At 64.3% G+C, this 16,112-nt stretch carries 16 protein-coding genes; 7 read left to right on the top strand and 9 right to left on the bottom strand.

Annotated features, from left to right (window positions below; genetic code table 11):
- Positions 1-16: 16 nt before the first annotated feature.
- Complete coding sequence (argE, locus tag LB553_RS16050; RefSeq protein ID WP_224514734.1) at positions 17-1,168, top strand: acetylornithine deacetylase; 1,152 nt, start codon at positions 17-19, stop codon at positions 1,166-1,168.
- A gap of 12 nt (positions 1,169-1,180) precedes the next feature.
- On the opposite strand, the gene LB553_RS16055 is transcribed toward argE, so the two are convergent.
- Genes LB553_RS16055 through LB553_RS16075 form a run of 5 tightly spaced genes read right to left on the bottom strand, consistent with a single transcriptional unit; the run spans position 1,181 to position 6,087 of the window.
- Positions 1,181-2,116, bottom strand: coding sequence for a LysR family transcriptional regulator (locus LB553_RS16055; protein ID WP_224514737.1), 936 nt, complete (start codon positions 2,114-2,116; stop codon positions 1,181-1,183).
- A 50-nt stretch (positions 2,117-2,166) separates the two neighbouring features.
- Complete coding sequence (locus LB553_RS16060) at positions 2,167-3,657, bottom strand: aldehyde dehydrogenase (protein ID WP_224514739.1); 1,491 nt, start codon at positions 3,655-3,657, stop codon at positions 2,167-2,169.
- Positions 3,658-3,679: 22 nt separating this feature from the next.
- Positions 3,680-4,354, bottom strand: coding sequence for a DUF1028 domain-containing protein (locus LB553_RS16065; RefSeq protein WP_224514741.1), 675 nt, complete (start codon positions 4,352-4,354; stop codon positions 3,680-3,682).
- Positions 4,355-4,359: 5 nt separating this feature from the next.
- On the bottom strand, positions 4,360-4,776 hold the full coding sequence (locus LB553_RS16070) for a RidA family protein (protein WP_224514743.1): 417 nt from the start codon (positions 4,774-4,776) through the stop codon (positions 4,360-4,362).
- Between the two features lie 36 nt (positions 4,777-4,812).
- Complete coding sequence (locus LB553_RS16075) at positions 4,813-6,087, bottom strand: flavin-containing monooxygenase (RefSeq protein WP_224514745.1); 1,275 nt, start codon at positions 6,085-6,087, stop codon at positions 4,813-4,815.
- A gap of 357 nt (positions 6,088-6,444) precedes the next feature.
- Here LB553_RS16075 and LB553_RS16080 point away from each other — a divergent pair, with 357 nt between their 5' ends.
- Positions 6,445-8,064 carry a GMC family oxidoreductase gene (locus LB553_RS16080; RefSeq protein WP_224514746.1) on the top strand — a complete coding sequence of 540 codons (1,620 nt, stop codon included), beginning with the start codon at positions 6,445-6,447 and terminating at the stop codon, positions 8,062-8,064.
- A 157-nt stretch (positions 8,065-8,221) separates the two neighbouring features.
- Here the strand turns inward: LB553_RS16080 and LB553_RS16085 are convergent, their stop codons facing one another.
- The 3 genes from LB553_RS16085 to LB553_RS16095 form a co-directional block, all read right to left on the bottom strand.
- Complete coding sequence (locus LB553_RS16085) at positions 8,222-8,980, bottom strand: ABC transporter ATP-binding protein (RefSeq protein ID WP_224514871.1); 759 nt, start codon at positions 8,978-8,980, stop codon at positions 8,222-8,224.
- A 122-nt stretch (positions 8,981-9,102) separates the two neighbouring features.
- A complete protein-coding gene (locus LB553_RS16090) occupies positions 9,103-9,906 on the bottom strand; it encodes an ABC transporter permease (RefSeq protein ID WP_224514747.1) in 804 nt (267 codons plus the stop codon).
- 90 nt (positions 9,907-9,996) lie between these two features.
- Entirely contained in the window at positions 9,997-10,980 is a 984-nt protein-coding gene (locus LB553_RS16095; RefSeq protein WP_224514748.1) for an ABC transporter substrate-binding protein, read from the bottom strand.
- 508 nt (positions 10,981-11,488) lie between these two features.
- Between LB553_RS16095 and LB553_RS30550 the strand changes: the two genes are divergently transcribed.
- From LB553_RS30550 to pqqE, 5 genes are all read left to right on the top strand, one after another.
- Positions 11,489-11,623 (top strand): hypothetical protein, encoded by a 135-nt coding sequence (locus tag LB553_RS30550; RefSeq protein ID WP_263484085.1) that lies wholly within the window; start codon positions 11,489-11,491, stop codon positions 11,621-11,623.
- A gap of 133 nt (positions 11,624-11,756) precedes the next feature.
- Complete coding sequence (gene pqqB / locus LB553_RS16100) at positions 11,757-12,695, top strand: pyrroloquinoline quinone biosynthesis protein PqqB (RefSeq protein WP_224514749.1); 939 nt, start codon at positions 11,757-11,759, stop codon at positions 12,693-12,695.
- Complete coding sequence (gene pqqC, locus LB553_RS16105) at positions 12,692-13,450, top strand: pyrroloquinoline-quinone synthase PqqC (RefSeq protein ID WP_224514750.1); 759 nt, start codon at positions 12,692-12,694, stop codon at positions 13,448-13,450. Before pqqB ends, pqqC begins: the two co-directional genes overlap by 4 nt.
- Positions 13,447-13,743 carry a pyrroloquinoline quinone biosynthesis peptide chaperone PqqD gene (gene pqqD, locus LB553_RS16110; protein ID WP_224514751.1) on the top strand — a complete coding sequence of 99 codons (297 nt, stop codon included), beginning with the start codon at positions 13,447-13,449 and terminating at the stop codon, positions 13,741-13,743. The genes pqqC and pqqD overlap by 4 nt, the downstream gene beginning before the upstream one ends.
- Positions 13,740-14,849 carry a pyrroloquinoline quinone biosynthesis protein PqqE gene (gene pqqE, locus LB553_RS16115; RefSeq protein WP_224514752.1) on the top strand — a complete coding sequence of 370 codons (1,110 nt, stop codon included), beginning with the start codon at positions 13,740-13,742 and terminating at the stop codon, positions 14,847-14,849. The genes pqqD and pqqE overlap by 4 nt, the downstream gene beginning before the upstream one ends.
- A gap of 65 nt (positions 14,850-14,914) precedes the next feature.
- Here pqqE and uxuA read toward each other — a convergent pair whose 3' ends face one another.
- Positions 14,915-16,099, bottom strand: coding sequence for a mannonate dehydratase (gene uxuA / locus LB553_RS16120; RefSeq protein WP_224514753.1), 1,185 nt, complete (start codon positions 16,097-16,099; stop codon positions 14,915-14,917).
- Positions 16,100-16,112: the final 13 nt, after the last annotated feature.

A 16,112-nucleotide genomic window follows, 5' to 3' on the forward strand; every position in this document is an offset into this window, starting at 1 on the left:
ACGGGACCAGACAAGAATGGACAGCGTCAGAATACTCGAGCGGTTGATCGCCTTCCCGACGGTGAGCCGCGACTCTAACCTTGACCTCATCGGCTATGCGGTGGCCCTGCTTCAAGCAAACGGCATCGCCTCCCAGATCATCCACAGTCCGGACGGGCACAAGGCCAATCTTTTCGCCACGATCGGCCCGGCCGATAAGCCCGGCATCATGCTCTCCGGTCACACGGACGTCGTCCCCGTCGATGGCCAGAACTGGACGCTGCCGCCATTCGCCATGACCGCGCGCGACGGCAGGCTTTACGGGCGCGGCGCGGCGGACATGAAGGGCTTTGTGGCCTCAGCTCTCGCGGCGTGTCTCAAGGCCTCGAAGATGACGCTTCGCACGCCCTTGCATCTGGCGCTCTCCTACGACGAGGAAGTCGGCTGCCTGGGCGTCCGCCACCTGATCGAAATGCTGAGCGCTGCACCGCAACGCCCGTTGCTGTGCATCGTCGGCGAGCCGACCAACATGCAGGTGGCGACGGGGCACAAGGGTAAGCTTGCAGCGCGCGCCCTCTGCAGAGGACGCGAAGGCCATTCGGCGCTCGCCCCGCTGGCGCTCAACGCCATCCATCTCGGTTGCGATTTTGTGCGGGCGCTTCGCGACGAACAGGACCGGCTGGCACGCGAAGGCGCTCGCGATGGCGACTATGACATTCCCTACACGACTGTGCATGTGGGCAAAATCAATGCCGGCGTGGCGCTCAACATCGTGCCCAATCTCTGCCAGGTCGATTTCGAGATCCGCAACATCGCCGCCGACGATGCCGCCGGCATTCTCGACAGGCTTCGCGGCGCCGCGGCACGCATTGCAGCCGACGCCGCTTTGATCGCGCCCGAAGCCGCGATCGACATCGAGATCACCAACACCTATCCGGGCCTCGACACGCCGGTCGCTTCGGAAGCGGTCGCCTTCGTCAAATCGCTGGCCGGCGCCAACGATACCATGAAGGTCGCGTTCGGCACGGAAGGCGGATTGTTCAGCCGCGATCTCGGCACGCCGGCCGTCGTCTGCGGACCGGGCTCGATGGCGCAGGGGCACAAGCCGGAGGAATTTATCAGCGTGGAACAACTGCGGCGTTGCGACGAGATGCTGGAGAGGCTGCTGTCGCGGCTCGCCGACGGCTGACCGTGACCAGGCTTATTTGACGATACGTTCGGTGCCGAAGACCCCTTGCTCGACAACGAAGCGGCGGCAGTGGTCGATGAAGGCTTGCACCGTCAGCGTGCGATGCTCGGCATTCGGCAGCGCAATTCCCATGGTCAGCGGCCTGAGGTCGCCCAGCAAGGGCACGAAGACCAGCAGCTTGCCGTCCGGCGACATGGTGTTGAGCGGCCGCATGTTGGCGATGCCGTAGCCGAAGCCATTGGCGACCATCGAGCGCATCACGGCGATGTCGCCGGTGCGCTCGGCGATCTTTGGCCGCAGGCCCTTGGGCTGGAAAGCCGACAGGAAATATTCGCGGCTGTAGGGCAAATCGAGCAGGACCATCGGCTCATCGACCAGTTCCTCGGGGGTGATGCCCGCCCTCCCCGCCAGGCGATGCGCGGCCGGCAGCATCACATAGGCCGGCAGCTGCATCAGCGGCTCGAACGTCATATCCTGCGACAATTCGAGATCGTAGGTTAGTGCTGCGTCTATTTCGCCACGCTGCAGCATCTCGAATAACTGCCCCTGGTTGCGCTCGAACTGTCGGACGCGCACATCCGGATAGGCGTCCTCGAATTTGCGGCGCAGCGCCGGCAGCACGATCTGTGCGAAAGTCAGAAGGCAGCCGATCGCCAGCGGTCCGCGCACCTTTTCCGCGATATCGCCGGCAATGTCATGCAGCGCATCGGCATCGTTGAGCAGCCGCGCGGCTTCCTTGAGGAACAGGCGCCCGCCCGCCGTGAGGGCAAGCGCGTGCGAGTGCTTGCGCACGAAGAGCTGGACGCCGAACTCCGCCTCGAGCTGGGCGATCGAAGCCGAGATCGACGGCGGCGACACGTTCACCTGCTCGGCTGCCTTGGCGATAGAGCCTGCCTCGCCGACGGCGACGAAGTACTCGAGTTGTCTGAGTGTGAAACGAAGCGGCATGGGCTTCTATGATGCCCGTTTGGTCGCTGCAATCAAGTCGCGGCCGCTCCTCAATACCTGATCCAGGTGGTCTTCAGCGCGGTATATTTGTCGAGCGCGTGCAGCGACAGGTCGCGCCCGAAGCCGGACTGCTTGAAGCCGCCGAAGGGCGTCATCGGGCTCAGCGCGTCGACAGTATTCACCGAAACCGTGCCCACCCGCAGTCTTTCCGCGATGCGGTGTGCCCGCGACAGGCTGTCGGTCCAAAGCGACGCTGCAAGGCCGTAGACGCTGTCATTGGCAATCCGCAGCGCCTCCTCTTCGCTGTCGAAGGCGATGACCGACAGCACCGGACCGAATATCTCGTCGCGGGCGAGCGGATCCTCGGGCGAGACATTGTCGAAGATCGTCGGCTGCACGAAGCTGCCGCGCCCGCCGACCGAGATCCGGCCGCCGCCGGCGACCAGCCGTGCCGACTGCCTGCCGCCATCGATGAAGCGCATCACCGTAGCGGCGTGCCGCGCATCCACCATCGCGCCCATCCTGGATGCCGGGTCGAGAGGGTCGCCGGGTTGCGTCGCCGCCGCACGCTCCGCCAGCTTCTCGACCAGCGCATCCTTGATGCCGCGTTCCACCAGCAGCCGGGAATTGGCCGAGCAGACCTGGCCCTGGTTGAAGAAGATGCCGAAGGCGGCCATGTCGGCCGCCGCATCCAGATCGCCGCAGTCCGCGAACACCAGATTGGGGCTCTTGCCGCCGGCCTCCAGCCAGACCTGCTTCATGTTCGACTGGCCGGAATATTGCAGGAACAGCTTGCCTACGGCGGTCGATCCGGTGAAGGCGAGGCAATCGACATCCATATGCCGGCCCAGCGCCTGGCCGGCGGTCTCGCCGAGGCCCGGCACCACATTGAGCACCCCGGCGGGCAGGCCCGCCTCCATGGCGAACTCGGCCAGCCTGAGCGCCGAGAAAGGCGATTGCTCGGCCGGCTTCAGCACCACCGAATTGCCCGCGGCCAGCGCGGGCGCGCATTTCCAGGTCGCCATGTCGAGCGGGAAATTCCAAGGCACAACCGCGCCCACGACGCCAAGCGGCTCGCGCCGCACCAAAGCGAGGTCGCCTTGCCCCGTCGGGGCTACCTTGTCATAGACCTTGTCGATCGCCTCGCCATACCACTGGAAGATCGCCGCCGAGCCCGGCACGTCTATGGTGGCGGCGTCCTTGACCAGCTTGCCCATGTCCAGCGATTCCAGCAGCGCGAGCTCCGGCAGGTTCTCGCGCAGCAATTCCGCCAGCCCCAGCAGCACTTGCTTGCGATGCGCGGGGGCTGCTCGCGACCAGACGCCGGCCTCAAAACTGCGCCGCGCCGCCGCGACGGCAAGGTCAATGTCCTCTTCACCGCAGGAGGCGACCTCGGCGAGCGTCGCTCCCGTGGCCGGATTGACGCTGGCGAAGGTCCGGCCGGAGCGCGCCGGCACCGGCTTGCCGTCGATGAAGGCCTTGTCGCGGAAGCGGATCGCCGACGCCTTGCGGACCCACTCCTTGTGGCTGAGTTCGCTCATGCTCGCTCCAGAACTGGCCGGACTATTCGTCACCGGGGACGCCGTAGCTTGGCGCATCGGACGGATTGAGGGCGCGGGTGACGTAGGCATCGAGCTGGGGCTTGTAGATGTCCCACAGTCCCGCCAGCTGCTCGATCGGACATACTTCCGTCCAGTCGCAACGCAGGTCGGCCACGGGCCAGGATACATCGCGGACCAGCTTCATGCCGGCGGAGCGGACGGGACCCGCTTCCCCGCCGGCTTGAAGCGCGGCACGCATCGTGACGATCAGCCGGTCACCGAGATCGCCTTCGGAGGCAAGGAAGGCGTCGACCATGGCTTGCGGAACGCCGGCGTTCGCGAGCAGGTTGCCGCCGCAGGCAACGTCCTCGCCGCGCGCCTCGGCCCAGATGCCGAGCGCTTTCGGTCCGGAATGGATTGCGCTGCCGCCCGCGGCGTCTACAGCCAGTATCTGCCGGTACTCGATAAAAGCGCCCGTGCGCTTGAGGATCGCGACCGCCTCCGTGGCGGAAGCGCCACGCGCCATCAGTTCCAATGCCCGAGGCCCGAGCGTGGGGTCGGTGACGTTCTGGCTGGCAACCGCGCCGACGCCCGCCTGCGCATAGGCACAACGCGCCGCGACCGCGGGAGACGACGACGACACCGCCACCCCGAACATGCCTGTGCGCCTGCAGCGCGCGACGATGGAGAAGGTCATGGCGCTTAGTCCGGAATGACGGCGGTGCCGTCGATCTCGACCAGCCATTCCGGCCGCGCAAGCGCCGACACGACCAGGCCGGTCGAAACCGGATGCACGCCCTTGATATATTCGCCCATCGTCCGGTAGACGGCCTCGCGATGGCGAACGTCGGTGATGTAGACCACCACCTTCACCAGATGCTCCATCGTGCCGCCGCACTCCCCGATGAGCTGCTTGATGTTCTGCATCACCTTGTGGGTCTGCTCGACCGGATCGTGGCTGTCGATGTTCTTGGCGGTGTCGAGGTCCTGCGGGCACTGGCCGCGCAGATAGACGGTGCGGCCGCCGCGTGTGACGACGGCCTGGCAGAGATCGTTATCGAGCTTCTGCTCGGGATAGGTGTCCTTGGAGTTGAATTTGCGAATTCGCGTATGCGCCATCTTGGTCTCCATTGGGGATCGGGCTCGCAGCTCTGGTCAGGCGTCCACGGGCTCGCGCTTGGCGGCGGCGTGGTAGGCCAGATATTTGCGCTGCGTCGAAATACGGTCTGCCACATGCTTGGCATCGTGCCAGACGCCCCAGATGAAGCTCGACCCTCTGCGCGACTGCCAGGGCAGCCCCAGGAAATAGATCCCCGGCTCGACCGAAACGCCGCGCTGATGCCTTGGCCGGCCCCTCTCGTCGAAAGCGTCGACCTTCAGCCAGCTGTAGTCGACGGCGAAGCCCGTCGCCCAGATGATCGTCGCGGTCCCGGCCTCGATCAGATCGAGCTCGAGGATCGGATTGGTCACGCAGTCCGGATCGGGATCGATTTTGCGAAGAGCAGGCTCTTCCGGAAGGTCGAGGCCATTGCGCTCGACATAGGCGTCGGCCTCGTCCAGCAGCGACATCAGGCTGGCGTCGCCCCTGGCGATATTCTTCGCAAGGTCGGGCGCGAAACTCATCACCCCGTCCTGGTATGTTTTTGTCATGCCGACGAGCGTAAGCCCCTGCGCGGCCAGGCGGCGGAAATCGATCGTCTCGCCGCCGCGCGCGCCGCTCACCGCGATCGTGACATGCTCCGTGCCGGGCCCTGGGGTTTCGAGATCCCATTTGCCGAGGACGCCCAGCCACCAGCAGAAGTCGCGCCCGCGATAAGCGCGCGGCGGCCGATCATGCGGGCCGACCGAGAGATAGACGCGCCTGCCTGAGCGCTGCAGCTCGTCGGCAATCTGCACGCCCGAGGATCCGGCCCCGACCACCAGCACCGCGCCCTTTGGTAGCTGCGCCGGATTGCGGTAGGCGCTGGAGTGGATTTGCAGAATGCCGGCATCGTCAGGAACGAGAGGCGGGATGACCGGGACCTGGAAAGGCCCGGTCGCGGCCACGACGCTGTTGGCTTCGATCACCCCATCCGATGTCTCGACGCGAAATCCCGGACGGCCGACATTCCTCTGCACCAGCTTGACCTCCACGCCGCAGCGGATCGGCGCATTGATCTGCTTTGCATAGGCGACGAAATAGTCGGCGACCTCCTCCTTGGAAGGAAAGCCGTCGGGACCCGTCACCGGAAACTCCATGCCCGGAAACCGGTCATGCCAGGCCGGGCCATTGGCGACCAGGGAGTCCCATCGCTGCGAGCGCCAGCGCTCGGCGATCCGGCCGCGTTCGAGGACGAGATGAGGCACCCCGCATTTGCTCAGATGCTCGCTCATGGCCACTCCAGCCTGGCCGCCGCCGACGACGAGCGTGTCTACCTTCTCAACCGACATGCTCAGTCCTCTTCTGACCATCCGACAGCTTCCGCCGCGCGGGATGAAAACGATCTCTGGCAGTTGGTGGATGCAGCCAGGCTGCGCCATCCGACCGCTTCTCTGCTGGCGCTCACAAGTAGCAGCACGTGCCGGCGGGCGCCCATAACGAATCTCCGAAGTCACGCGTAACCATTTCCGAATTTCTCGCACCGATAGACGCACCTAGAGTCCCGGCGGTCGGATCGACAGCGCTGCATGAGGTGGCGGGCGAGGCCGGACATGTGTCCGCGCGGAACTGGTTCCGGAACAAGGATACGCCTTCGCGGCGGCCGGTTCTGCCATGCCTCGAGCGCCGGCATTCTCGAGGGGCTGGGCATGAAAACTGAAAGCTTTGACTACATCGTCGTCGGCGCCGGCTCGGCCGGTTGCGTGGTCGCCAATCGGCTGAGCGCCGATCCGTCGGTCACAGTGTGCCTGATCGAGGCCGGCGGCAGCGACAAGAGCCTGCGGGTCAGAGTGCCGGCAGGCATTCTCTCGCTCTACGGCAACCCGAACTACGACTATTGTTTCGTCGGGGTACCGCAACCGCAGCTCAACAATCGCAGGATTCCGGTCAACCGCGGCAAGGCGCTGGGCGGATCGAGCTCGATCAATTCGATGGTCTATATTCGCGGCGCCGCCGAGGACTATGACGAGTGGGCCGAACTCGGCTGCGCCGGCTGGGCTTATGACGATGTGCTGCCGGTATTCAAGAAACTGGAGCGCAACCTGCTTGCCCAGGACCCGCGCTATCACGGTACTGAAGGTGAGTTGCTGGTCGACAATCCGCGCGATCCGAACGAGCTTTCCGCGATCTTCGTGAAAGCTGGCGCAAGCGCCGGCCTGCCCGCCAACACCGACTTCAATGCGGCAAGCCAGTTCGGCCTCGGGATCTACAACGTCACGCAGGATCGCGGACAGCGCTTCAGCAGCTTCAGCGCCTTCATGCGCCCGGTGCTCGACCGCAAGAACCTGACGCTGCTCAGCGAATGTGAGGTGATCGACCTCGTCATTGCCGAAGGGCGCGCCACGGGTATGCGCGTGCGTCATGGCGGCCAGCAGAAGACGCTCTCGGCCGGCCGTGAGATCGTGCTTTCGGCCGGCGCCATCAACTCGCCCAAAATCCTGATGGCGTCCGGCATCGGGCCGGCAGCCGAGCTCAAGCAGATCGGCATCACGCCGGTCCTCGACCTGCCGGGCGTCGGCAAGAACCTGCAGGACCATGTCGACGGCATGATCACCGTGCGCTCCAAGAGCACCAGGACGCTCGGCCTCTCACTCGCCAACCTGCCGCGCATGGCGGCGGCGCCCTTCCAGTATTTCGCCCGCCGCAAGGGCATGCTCACCACCAACTATGTCGAAGCCGGCGGCTTCGCGAAGACCAGGCATGCGAACGGCCTTCCAGACATCCAGTTCCATTTCGTGCCGGGCTATCGCAGCCATCGCGGCAGGCTGATCGAATACGGCCACGGCTACGCCATTCACACTTGCGTGCTCAGACCGAAAAGCGTGGGCGAGATCAGGTTGTCGCGCGACAATTCCCGCCGCGACGTCCTGATCGACCACCGCTTCTTCACCCATGAAGACGACGCCATGGTGCTGGTGGAAGGCATCAAGATCGCGCGCCGGATTTTTGCCTCGTCCGAGTTCGACGCGGTGCGCGGCAAGGAGATGCTGCCGGGCAAGGATGTCCGAACCGACGACCAGATCCTGGCCTATCTGCGCGCCGAGGCGCTGACCGTCTATCACCCGGTCGGAACCTGCAAGATGGGAACGGATGACATGGCTGTCGTCGATCCGGCGACGCTCAAGGTGAGAGGCGTGGATGGGCTCCGGGTCGCCGATGCCTCCGTCATGCCGAAGCTGATCGGCGGCAACACCAACGCGCCAAGCATGATGATCGGGCAAAAGGCTTCGGAGATGATCCTCGGCCCGGCGCATCGCGCGCAAAGGTAAAGATCCCTCCGCCCTTCACGTTTGAGGGCAGTTCAGCGTTTGTATGCAGAACTGCCCCCAACTATTTGTGATTGCTTGCGATTGCTCTAAAATGCGTAACGCGCTTTAAGCCTTGTTTAAGCCCCTCCCAAACCGCTGCGAATTTTTGGGCGGCGGATTAGTGATCCTCGTCGATCTCGTCGTGCAGAAGGCCGAGGATGCGGCGCTTGAGCGCGATGAAGTCGGGTTCGAGGATTACATCCATCGAGCGCGGCCGAGGAATGTCGACCTTGATCTCGGCCTTGATCTTGCCGGGCCTTGCCGTCATCACCAGCACGCGGTCGCCGAGCACCAGCGCCTCGTCGATATCGTGGGTGACGAAGAGCACCGTCTTCTGCTGCCGCTCCCAGACGCGCAGAAGCAGCTTCTGCATGGTGCCGCGCGTCTGGCTGTCGAGCGCGCCGAACGGCTCGTCCATCAAGAGGACGGCAGGGTCGTTGGCCAGGGCGCGCGCGATCGCCACGCGCTGCTTCATGCCGCCCGACAACTGGGCGGGGTAGTGATTCGCAAAAGACGCGAGGCCAACCTCGTTGAGATACTGGTCGACGATCTGCTTTCGCTGCTCCGCTGGCAGGCCTTTGCGCTTCGGCCCGTATTCGATGTTGGCGCGCACCGTGAGCCACGGGAACAAGGTGTAGCTCTGGAACACCATGCCCCTGTCGGCGCCGGGCTCGATCACTTCCCGGCCGTCGACCTTGATGCTGCCCGAGGTCGCGTCATTGAGGCCGGCGGCAAGGTAGAGCAGGCTGGATTTGCCGCATCCAGAAGGGCCGACGATGACGCAGAATTCGTTCTTGGCCACCTTCAGCGACACATCGTCCAGCGCCAGCACGCCATTGGCATCGCCGTAGCGCAATGTCACGTCCTCGATGGCCATCGTGGTCCCGGCCGAACGCGGATCGCCGGATGCATGGACCGTGCCGGCCGGATGGTTCGCCTTGACGGTTTCGGTCATCACTACCCTTGATCCGGCTGCGGTTTGCGAGGATGCGTTCAAGATCAAGGTGCCCATGGCGCGACCCTTGCCCGGAGAATGCGGAATGCCGTGTCGGTGATCAGGCCCAGAAGCCCGATCGCGGCGATCGCCATGAAGATCACATCCACCTGGAAGCCGCGCATTGCCTTGAGGCTGATATAGCCGAGGCCGCTCGACGCGGCGACGAGCTCGGCAACGACCAGATAGGTCCAGGCCCAGCCCATGGTGACGCGAAGCGTGTCGAGGATCGCCGGAAGCGCTGCAGGAAAAATGACGTGCCACACCGCTTCGCTGCGCTTGGTGCCCAAAGTGTAGGAGGCGTTGACCAGGTCCCTGGAGACGCCGCGCGCGCAGTCGGAGATCATCACCAGTTGCTGGAAGAACGTGCCGAAGAAAATGACCGCTATGCGCTGTTCGATGCCGATGCCGATCCAAAGGATGAACAGCGGCACGAAGGAGGTCACCGGCAGATAGCGGATGAAATTGACCAGCGGCTCCAGCGGCGCCTGAACCGCCCGATAGGTCCCCATCCACAGTCCCAGCGGCACCGCGATGAGCGAGGAGACGATGAAGCCCAGGATCACCACCTTGGCGCTTGTCAAAGTGTGGTAGAGAAGGCTGCCGTCCAGAGACATGCGATAGGTCGTCTCGAGCACGGTTCCAGGTGTCGGCAGGAACATGTTCGGCACGACGCGGCCATAGGACAGCAACGCCCAGCCGCCGATCACGACCACCCACATCGCCAGCGCAAGCGTGGTGGCCGTGCTGGCGGGGATGTTGGCGAATGGGGTCGTCAGGCGTGTCCACGCCGTCCGCCTTTGTGCCATGAGATGGCCTCCGTTGATTTCAGGCCTGAAACTCAGGCGTTCGAGAAGCAGGATCGGCCCGACGGGCCGACCCCCGGCCATCCCGATGGCCTACTGTTCCTTGATGAAATCGGTGTCGAGGATGGTTTTCGAGTCGATCGTCATCTTGAGCTTGCCGGCCTTGCCCCAGACGTCCTGCGCGAAATTTACCAGGTCGGCCGCTTCGCTCTTCTGCGGCGTGCCGAAGAATTCCAGGTTGCGGGCGCGATCGTAGTAGCGCACGCCCTTGGCGCCGGCTGCGAAATCCTCCGGCTTCTCGAGATAGCCGCCAATGCCCTTGGCCATGATCTCATAGGCCTTGTCCGGGTTGGTCTTGATGTAGTCGACCGCCTTGTAATAGCCCTTGATGAGAGCTTTCACGTCCTCTGGGTGCTTCTCGATCAGGTCGCATTTGAGCGCGATCACATCGACGATCAGGCCGGGGGTGGTCGTGGAATCGATCAGCACCTTGCCCTTCCCGCCCTTGCGGACTTCGGTGAGGTGCGGCTCCCACGTCACGGCTGCGGGTACCTGGCCGGCGATGAAGGCGGTGGCCGCGTCGTCGGCGGTCATGTTAGTGATGGTGACGTCGTCCTCGGTCATGCCTTCCTTTTTCAGGAGCACATTGAACCAGAATTCGGAAATGGAGCCCTCGTTCAAGGCCACCTGCTGGCCCTTCAGATCCTTGAGCGACTTGACATCGGGCTGCGTGACGACGCCGTCGCCGCCATGGCTGTCGTCGAGCGCCACCACATATTTGAAGCAGAGCTCCTCGGAGCGGTATTTCATCAGCTCGTCAACGGTGGAAGCGGCGCCGTCGAGGTCGCCGCCTGCGACCGCCGCCATGTAAAGCGCTGATTCTTCTATGATCTTCAGGTCGACATCGACGCCGGCTTCCTTGAAGTAGCCGAGGTCACGGGCGAGAAACAGCGGCCCGTAGCCCACCCAGGTGGTCATGCCGAGGCGAATGGCGCCGGCATTGGCGGGAGCGGCAAGCCCCAGGCCCAGCAGGCCTGCGCTGACCGCCGTCATCAGGCAATTTCGGAATGTCTTCATTGTCGTGGTTCCCCATGGCTGTTGCCGGCGTCGGCCCCATTCAAGCGGCCTATGCCAAGCGGCGTTTTGGCAGCCGCTCTCTTGTTATGCGTCGCCTCCCGGGCGGGCCTAGCGTGTTCTAGGCCTGCAAGAGAGCACCCGGCCCGGATCGCAAAAAGAAGTCTTTTTCTGTCCTTTGCTTCGCCGAAACCGAAGCAGCAGGCTGAGCTTGGCTGATAAGCCTGAATTGAGGACGCCAGGTGAACCGTGGTTCCGGGGGCGCCGGCAGATATGCCGATGACCATGGAGGCTTGCCGGCCAAAGGGATTGTAGTGCGGTTTGCCCAATCGACGAGTATGATAACCCGATCCCGGCGACGCCGGGGCGAGCTCGATGGGCGTGAAAACGAAAGAGGCGATAGAGGAAAGGAACCGATCTTCGATTTGGTTGTTTGAGAACCCGGTGTTTCATTTGTCCATTTGTGAGATGATGGACGAGCCGTTGCACCCGCCCGCAATGGGCCAACGACATGACCGGCCCCTTCGGGCTGGCAGAAGAGGACAATGCGATGAAGAAGAGCTGGAAGAAACCGACCATGTGCCAGGTCGCTGCGGGCTTCGAAATTTCGCGGTATCTGCCTGCTGAAATTCCTCCCAGGAAGTAGGCCGCAAGGTGCATGTCCCTGGCAGCAGGGGCATGCACTCCGCCGCATGTGAGGGCTTGCAGCGGGAAACGCGAATACCAAGCTGTCTGCCGCCGAAAAGCCGATCGGACGGGGCGCGGAGCGGGCGTTTGGCATGCGCGTGAAGATCATCGGATCGGCGGCGGGAGGCGGCTTCCCGCAATGGAATTGCAATTACCGCCTGAGCCGCGCGGCTCGCGCGGGCATGCCCGGCGTGCGTTCGCGAACCCAATCATCCATCGCCGTATCGGCGGACGGCACAGGTTGGGTTCTCTTCAACGCGTCGCCCGATATCCGCCAGCAGATTGCGCAAGCGCCCGAGCTTCAGCCCGCGGCTGACGCTCCGCTGCGCTCGACGCCGATCCGCGCGGTGGTGCTGACCAACGCCGACGTGGACCATGTCGCCGGCCTGCTGAGCCTGCGCGAGCGACAGCCTTTCGCGATCTATGCGACGGCACAGGTGCTGGCGACGCTGGAGGCGAATTCGATCTTCAATGTCCTCGACCCGGCGATCGTGCCCCGGCGCCTGCTGGCCCAGACGGAGGAGATGCCGATCTGCGGCGCGGACGGTCACCCGACCGGGGTGGTCGTCCGCAGCTTTCCGGTGCCCGGCAAGGTCGCGCTCTATCTTGAGCAAAGAGGCGATCTCGCCGCCGATTTCAGCTCCGACACGGGCGACACGATCGGCGTCCGCATCAGCGGGACCGGCGGTCGCGGCGCCGTCTTCTACGTTCCGGGCTGCGCGCGCATCGATGCCGCGTTGCGCACGCGCCTGGCGAATGCCGCCTGCCTTCTGTTCGACGGCACCGTCTATACGGACGAAGAGATGATAACCGCCTGCGTCGGCCAGAAAACCGGCGCGCGCATGGGGCACATCGCGATGTCCGGGGAAGCGGGTTCGATCGCCGGCCTGGCCGATGTGAAGATCGGTCGCCGTATCTTCATCCATATCAACAACACCAATCCTGTTCTGGACGAGAATTCCGCCGAACACGCGGCGGTCAAGGCGGCTGGCTGGGAAGTCGCCAGGGATGGCATGGAGATGGAATTTTGAGCGATTTCCACGACGCGGCCCGAGGCGGACTGTCCAAGAGCGAGTTCGAGGCAGTGCTGCGGCAGGTCGGCGACAAGCGCTACCACAACCGCCATCCTTTCCATCACAGGATGACCGGCGGCGCCTTGTCGAAGGCCGAAATGCAGGCCTGGGCGCTGAACCGTTATTGCTACCAAGCCGTCATTCCGCGCAAGGACGCCATGATCCTGGCGCGCGCCGAGGATCCGGCGTTCCGCGCCGCCTGGCGCAAACGCATCGAGGACCATGACGGCGAGGACGGATGGAGCGGCGGCATCGCGCGCTGGCTGCACCTGGCGACCTCGCTCGGGCTCGATGCCGAAGCGGTCAAGAGCGAAAGGTTGGCGCTCCCGGCGACCCGCTTCGCCGTCGGCGCCTATCTTTCCTTCTGCACAAACCATACGCTGCTCGAGGCGGTCGCGTCATCGCTGACCGAGATGTTCTCACCGACCATCATCGGCGAGCGGGTGCCGGCGATGCTGGCCAGATACGACTACATCACCGAGGATACGCTGGCCTATTTCACCCGCCGGCCCGAACAGGCATCGCGCGACGCCGACTTCGCCCTCGCCTACGTGCTCGCCCACGCCGACACGGCCGAACGCCAGCAGCAGGCGATCGATGCGCTGGTGTTCAAATGCGACATACTCTGGGCCATGCTCGATGCGCTCCAGCATGCTTATGGCGCGCCGGGAAACATACCGCCCGGCGCCTTCCGCCCGGAGGCGGCGCCATGACAGCGCTGCGCGACAGAGCCATCGTGTCGTTGCGGTCGGCGCCATCACTGCCCAGGCATGTGCGCATCCAGTACGATCCCGTGCGGCAGGCCTTCGCCGTGCTTTCGCCGGAGAAGGTCTTCTGGCCGAACGAGATCAGTCTCGACATACTGCGCCGCTGCGACGGCCGGTCCACGGTCGAGCGCATCATCGCCGATCTTGCGGCCGACTATGACGCGGATCCGGAGGACGTGGCGGCCGACGTCATCGCCTTCCTGCAGGAATGGTCGGACAAGCTTTTGGTGAAGCTATGAGTGCGCCCCTCCTGCCTCCGATCGGCATGCTGGCGGAACTGACGCATCGCTGCCCGCTGCAGTGCCCTTATTGCTCCAATCCGCTCGAACTGCTGAAGGCCAACTGCGAGCTCGACACGCAGACCTGGCTCGATCTCTTCTCGCAGGCCGCCGATCTCGGTGTCCTGCAGGTGCATCTTTCCGGCGGCGAGCCGACGCTGCGTCGCGACCTCGGGCAATTGATCGCCGGGCTTTCGGCCCGCGGCGTCTACACCAACCTCATCACCGCCGGCGTCGGCATTGCCGAGGGCCGCATCGAGGCCTTTGCCGAAGCCGGTCTTGACCATCTGCAACTAAGCTTCCAGGGCGCCCGTCCGGCGACCACCGACCGTATCGGCAACCACCGGGGCAGTCACGAGAAGAAGCTGGAGACGGCACGCCGCGCCCGCGCGGTCGGGCTGCCCCTCACCATCAATGCGCCGGTTCATCGCAATAACATCGAGGAAGTGCCGGAATTCATCGATCTCGCCCTCTCCTTGGATGCGGAGCGGCTGGAGATCGCCAACGTCCAATATGCCGGTTGGGCGCTCGCCAACCGCGACAGGCTGATGCCCGACCTGGCGGCGGTCAACCGGCAGGCGGACATTGTCGCGGCGGCGCGCGAAAGGCTCGCCGGCATCATGAACATCGATTTCGTCACGCCGGATTATTTTGCCATCTATCCCAAGCCATGCATGGGCGGCTGGGCGCGCGACGCCTTCATGGTGGCTCCCGACGGCACCGTGTTGCCGTGCCATGCCGCCCAGACCATTCCCTCGCTGCGCTTCGAGCGCTTCGGAGACTGGAGGCTCGCCGAAATCTGGGCCGATTCACCGGCATTCAACGCCTTCCGCGGCACCGACTGGATGCAGGAGCCATGCCGAAGCTGCGAGCGCCGCGAGGTCGATTGGGGCGGCTGCAGGTGTCAGGCGATGGCGATCGCCGGCGATGCGGCGGCAACGGATCCGGCCTGCATCAAGTCGCCGATCCACAAGCGAATGGCGATGCTGACCGACGCCGCGCAGGCAGCGCCGGAGGGAAATGAAAGCTTCATTTTCCGGCGGATCGGCGCCACACCCCCCACGTGACACGCGCGCTGAGCCTGGCCACCGATAACGGTCCGAAGGATACCCCGGCCTTGGTGGCAGTCACCTCAAGCCAGCCCGAACCGCTCGACGGCGCGCATGATGCCGCGCAACTCGGCAAGGCCCTTGAGCCGGCCGATCAGCGAGTAGCCGGGATTGATCTTGGTCTTGCCGATATCGTCGGCAAGCAGATGCCCATGATCGGGCCGCATCGGAATGCGCCAGTCGGCGCGGCCTTCCTTACGGCGACGCGCCTCCTCCTGCATCAGCGCGAGAATGACATGCGCCATGTCGGTGCCACCCTCGAGATGCTCGGCCTCGTGGAAGGAGCCGTCGTCCTCGATGGTGACATTGCGCAGATGGACGAAATGGATTCGCTCCGCGAATTCCTTGACCATCGCGACAATGTCGTTGTCGGCGCGCGTGCCGTAGGAGCCGGTGCAGAACGTCAACCCGTTGGCCCGGCTGTCGACAACATTGAGGATGAAGCGCACATCCTCGGCGGTCGAAACGATGCGCGGCAGGCCGTAGAGCGAGAATGGCGGATCGTCGGGATGGATGCACATGCGCACCCCCTCCTCCTCGGCCACCGGAATGATTTCGCGCAGGAACCAAGCGAGGTTCTCGCGCAATTCCTTCGGCCCGACTGCATCATAGTCAGCCAAGGCCTCGCGAAAGCTGTCGCGGTTGTAGGCGCGCTCGGTGGCCGGCAGGCCGGCGATGAGATTGCGCTCGATCCTGTCGATCTTCTCGTCGCCGAGCTCCTTCAGCCGCGCTTCCGCCTCGGCGATGCGGGCAGGCGTGTAGCCGGCCTCGGCATTCCGGCGCTTCAGCACGAACAGATCGTAAGCGGCGAAATCGATCGCATCGAAGCGCAGCGCGTAACCCGTCGTCGGCAGACGGTAGGCTAAATCCGTCCGCGTCCAGTCGACCACCGGCATGAAATTGTAGCAGATCGTCGCGATGCCGGCCTTCGCCAGGGCCCGGATCGTATCCTTGTAGAAGCCGACATAGCGGAGCCGCTCCGGCGAACCGATCTTGATCGAGTTGTGGACCGGAATGCTCTCGACCACCGACCAGGTTAGTTCTGCCGCCTCGATGATACGCTTGCGCTCGAGGATGTTTTCCAGCGGCCAGACACGCCCGTCATAGATGTCGTGCAGGGCCGAAACCACGCCTGTCGCGCCGGCCTGCTTGACATGATCGAGTGTCACCGGATCGTCCGGGCCATACCAGCGCCAGCATTGTTCCATTGCCGCTTTCCTC

The sequence above is a fragment of the Mesorhizobium sp. CA8 genome, from assembly GCF_020164955.1.
Lineage (GTDB): Bacteria > Pseudomonadota > Alphaproteobacteria > Rhizobiales > Rhizobiaceae > Mesorhizobium.

Coding starts and splice junctions, on each gene's coding strand:
- argE (WP_224514734.1), top strand. CDS start 17: ATGGACAGCGTCAGAATACTCGAGCGGTTGATCGCCTTCCCGACGGTG.
- LB553_RS16055 (WP_224514737.1), bottom strand. CDS start 2,116: ATGCCGCTTCGTTTCACACTCAGACAACTCGAGTACTTCGTCGCCGTC.
- LB553_RS16060 (WP_224514739.1), bottom strand. CDS start 3,657: ATGAGCGAACTCAGCCACAAGGAGTGGGTCCGCAAGGCGTCGGCGATC.
- LB553_RS16065 (WP_224514741.1), bottom strand. CDS start 4,354: ATGACCTTCTCCATCGTCGCGCGCTGCAGGCGCACAGGCATGTTCGGG.
- LB553_RS16070 (WP_224514743.1), bottom strand. CDS start 4,776: ATGGCGCATACGCGAATTCGCAAATTCAACTCCAAGGACACCTATCCC.
- LB553_RS16075 (WP_224514745.1), bottom strand. CDS start 6,087: ATGTCGGTTGAGAAGGTAGACACGCTCGTCGTCGGCGGCGGCCAGGCT.
- LB553_RS16080 (WP_224514746.1), top strand. CDS start 6,445: ATGAAAACTGAAAGCTTTGACTACATCGTCGTCGGCGCCGGCTCGGCC.
- LB553_RS16085 (WP_224514871.1), bottom strand. CDS start 8,980: ATGGCCATCGAGGACGTGACATTGCGCTACGGCGATGCCAATGGCGTG.
- LB553_RS16090 (WP_224514747.1), bottom strand. CDS start 9,906: ATGGCACAAAGGCGGACGGCGTGGACACGCCTGACGACCCCATTCGCC.
- LB553_RS16095 (WP_224514748.1), bottom strand. CDS start 10,980: ATGAAGACATTCCGAAATTGCCTGATGACGGCGGTCAGCGCAGGCCTG.
- LB553_RS30550 (WP_263484085.1), top strand. CDS start 11,489: ATGACCGGCCCCTTCGGGCTGGCAGAAGAGGACAATGCGATGAAGAAG.
- pqqB (WP_224514749.1), top strand. CDS start 11,757: ATGCGCGTGAAGATCATCGGATCGGCGGCGGGAGGCGGCTTCCCGCAA.
- pqqD (WP_224514751.1), top strand. CDS start 13,447: ATGACAGCGCTGCGCGACAGAGCCATCGTGTCGTTGCGGTCGGCGCCA.
- pqqE (WP_224514752.1), top strand. CDS start 13,740: ATGAGTGCGCCCCTCCTGCCTCCGATCGGCATGCTGGCGGAACTGACG.
- uxuA (WP_224514753.1), bottom strand. CDS start 16,099: ATGGAACAATGCTGGCGCTGGTATGGCCCGGACGATCCGGTGACACTC.